Source organism: Kitasatospora sp. MBT63 (genome assembly GCF_000710465.2).
Classification (GTDB): domain Bacteria; phylum Actinomycetota; class Actinomycetes; order Streptomycetales; family Streptomycetaceae; genus Kitasatospora.
The window spans coordinates 502-3,059 of record NZ_JAIZ01000795.1; the positions used below are offsets into that span (position 1 = coordinate 502).

4 protein-coding genes are annotated in these 2,558 nt (G+C 74.1%); 3 read left to right on the forward strand and 1 reads right to left on the reverse strand.

Features of this window, described 5'->3' with window-relative positions; translation table 11 throughout:
• Positions 1-393: SDR family oxidoreductase (locus tag AA75_RS41570; RefSeq protein WP_033825715.1), on the forward strand; the 393-nt coding region annotated here is incomplete at its 5' end.
• A gap of 80 nt (positions 394-473) precedes the next feature.
• A complete protein-coding gene (locus AA75_RS41575; RefSeq protein ID WP_051814329.1) occupies positions 474-1,043 on the forward strand; it encodes an NUDIX hydrolase in 570 nt (189 codons plus the stop codon).
• Between the two features lie 67 nt (positions 1,044-1,110).
• Here AA75_RS41575 and AA75_RS41580 read toward each other — a convergent pair whose 3' ends face one another.
• Positions 1,111-1,680 carry a Uma2 family endonuclease gene (locus tag AA75_RS41580; protein ID WP_033825716.1) on the reverse strand — a complete coding sequence of 190 codons (570 nt, stop codon included), beginning with the start codon at positions 1,678-1,680 and terminating at the stop codon, positions 1,111-1,113.
• Between the two features lie 73 nt (positions 1,681-1,753).
• Here AA75_RS41580 and AA75_RS41585 point away from each other — a divergent pair, with 73 nt between their 5' ends.
• Positions 1,754-2,455 (forward strand): TetR/AcrR family transcriptional regulator, encoded by a 702-nt coding sequence (locus AA75_RS41585; protein WP_033825718.1) that lies wholly within the window; start codon positions 1,754-1,756, stop codon positions 2,453-2,455.
• Positions 2,456-2,558 lie beyond the last annotated feature (103 nt).

A 2,558-nucleotide genomic window follows, 5' to 3' on the forward strand; every position in this document is an offset into this window, starting at 1 on the left:
CTGTGCGACCGGCTGCTGCCGCTGCTGCTCGCCTCGCCGCACACCGCCCGCTACATCGTCAACGTGACGGCGGTGGAGGGCCGGTTCGCGGTGCGCAACAAGACGCCCGGGCATCCGCACACCAACATGGCGAAGGCCGCCCTGAACATGCTCACCCGCACCAGCGCGGCCGAACTCGCCGCGCGGGGTGTGCACATGTGCGCCGTCGACACCGGCTGGATCACCGACGAGAACCCGGCGCCGAAGAAGTCCCGGATCGCCGCCGCGGGGTTCCGCACCCCGCTGGACATCGTCGACGGCGCGGCCCGGGTCTACGACCCCATCGTCCGCGGCGAGGCGGGCGCCCCGGTGTCGGGCGTCTTCCTCAAGGACTACCGGGAAGCGGCCTGGTAACGGCGGTTCACCGGAACGGGGCGGGCGTCGCGGAGACCTTTTCCACCGTCGCCCGGCCACCGGAGGATTACGATCGGTCAATGACGGACACAACCGACAGAGCAGGGGAACTCGCGGACCTCGCGGCCCGGTTCCCGAACCTGCACGCGCCGCAGCGCTGGGCGTGGGGCGGGATCGACGCCCAGTTCTCCGCGGAACTGCCACCCGACCGGCTGATCACCAACATCCATCTGGTGGGCTTCGCCGACGGCGGTGTGGTGCTGTGCCGGGACGTCCGGGGTCACTGGTTCCTGCCGGGCGGCACCCGGGAGGCCGCCGAGACCATCGAGTCGTGCCTGGTCCGCGAGTTGCGCGAGGAGGCCGGGGCCCGGCTGACGGGCCCGCCGGTGTGGATCGGCGCGCACCTGGCGGTGACCGACACCCCGGAGCCGTACCGCCCGTGGCAGCCGCATCCGGAGAAGGCCTGGCTGTGGGGCTGGGCCGAGGTCGAGGTGGACTCCGCGCCGACCAACCCGGACGACGGCGAGCAGGTGGTCGAGGTCCGCGCCGTACCGCCCGCCGAGGCCGCCCGGCTGCTGGTGCGCGGCCGGGAGGCCTGGTGGGGCGAGCTGGTCGACCTCGCGGTCGAGTCCCGCGGCCGCACCCCCTGACCCGTCCCCGGCCCGGGCCGCACGGCGCCGCGCCCGGCCCGGGTACCGGCGACCAGCCGTCCGGGGGTCAGGCCGGGTAGCGGATCAGGTCGGCGGTGGACAGCTCGAAGGCGAAGGGTTCCGGGATCGGCACCGGGTCGCCGAACGCGCCGCTCCACCGCCGGTGGTAGACGCCCGCGGCCGGGTCGGAGAAGAGCGTGACCGCGCCCTCCCTCGGATCGACCGGCAGGTACAGCGGGATGTCCATCAGCGGGTAGTCACGGACCTTGCCGACCAGGTCGTTCTCCGGGTTCGACGGAGAGACGATCTCCACCGCGATCACCGCCAGCTCTGCCGGGACGTCGTTGCCGCCGCGCTCGACCACCGTGACCGGGATGTACGTCAGATCCGGGTTCCGGAGCTTGCCGACGTTCGGGGACGCCAGATCCGTGTTCTCGCTCGGCATCAGGCCGGCCGGCCGGTGGGCGTCGAACTGCTCCCGGACGAGCAGCAGGTTGCGTTGGTGCACGACGGACGGGCCCGCCGTCATGATGATCTCGTCGCCGGAGACCTCGACCTTCCAGCCGGACGGCGGGTTCAGGCTCCGTGCGTACGCCAGCAACTGGGCGTGACGGGCGGGGATCCGGGGCTCGGCCACGGGCCCATCCTTCCACCCGGGAGGCGTCGGCGGTGTCCGGGCCGACATGAACACCGTTCACTACAATGCGGCCATGAGCTCACCGTCCTCCCCTGCCCGGGGCCGGCCCGCCCGGATCGACCAGGCCCGGACCGTCGCGACCGCGCTCGAGCTGCTGGACGAATCCGGTCTCGACGCCCTCACCATGCGGCGGCTGGCCACCGCCCTGGACGTGCAGGCCGGCGCGCTGTACCGGTACTTCGCCACCAAGCAGGACCTGCTGACCGCGATGGCCGAACGGATGCTGGCCGGGGTCGCCGCCGTGCCGGCGTCCGCACCGGGCGGCGACTGGGGTGAGCAGCTGACCGGGCTGGCCGGTGCGCTGCGGGGTGCGCTGCTCTCGTACCGCGACGGCGCCCGGGTGTTCGCCGGTACCTACGCGACCGGTGCGAGCGTCCTCGGCTTCGCCGACACGGTGGTGGGGGTGCTGCGCGGGGCGGGGTTCGGCGACGAGGAGGCGGCGCGGGCGCTGCTGGCGGTGGCCAACTTCACGGTCGGCCACACGCTGGAGGAGCAGGCCGCCCGGCAGCCCGCGGACGGGCCCGGCGCGCCCGAGCGGTCCGCGGATCCGGAGCGGCTGCGCCGGGCCGTGGCCGAGGGGGAGTTCGAGCAGTTGGCCGCCGTCCTGCCGACCCTCACCGAATCCGACTTCACCGCGCACTTCGCGTTCGGCCTGCACCTGCTGGTGGAGGGCCTGCGCGCGGTGCGCGCCGCCGGCGGCCCGTCCGGAGGCTGAACCGCGGCGGGCGGGGGCACGGTGCCCCCGCCGCCGCGGTCGCGTCGCCGCTACTTGGTCAGACCGGCCCGCCGCAGGGCGTCCGCCATCGCGCTGTTGACGG

Bases quoted from the DNA above. Each gene is read 5' to 3' on its own strand.
- AA75_RS41575 (WP_051814329.1), top strand. From the start codon at position 474: ATGACGGACACAACCGACAGAGCAGGGGAACTCGCGGACCTCGCGGCC.
- AA75_RS41585 (WP_033825718.1), top strand. From the start codon at position 1,754: ATGAGCTCACCGTCCTCCCCTGCCCGGGGCCGGCCCGCCCGGATCGAC.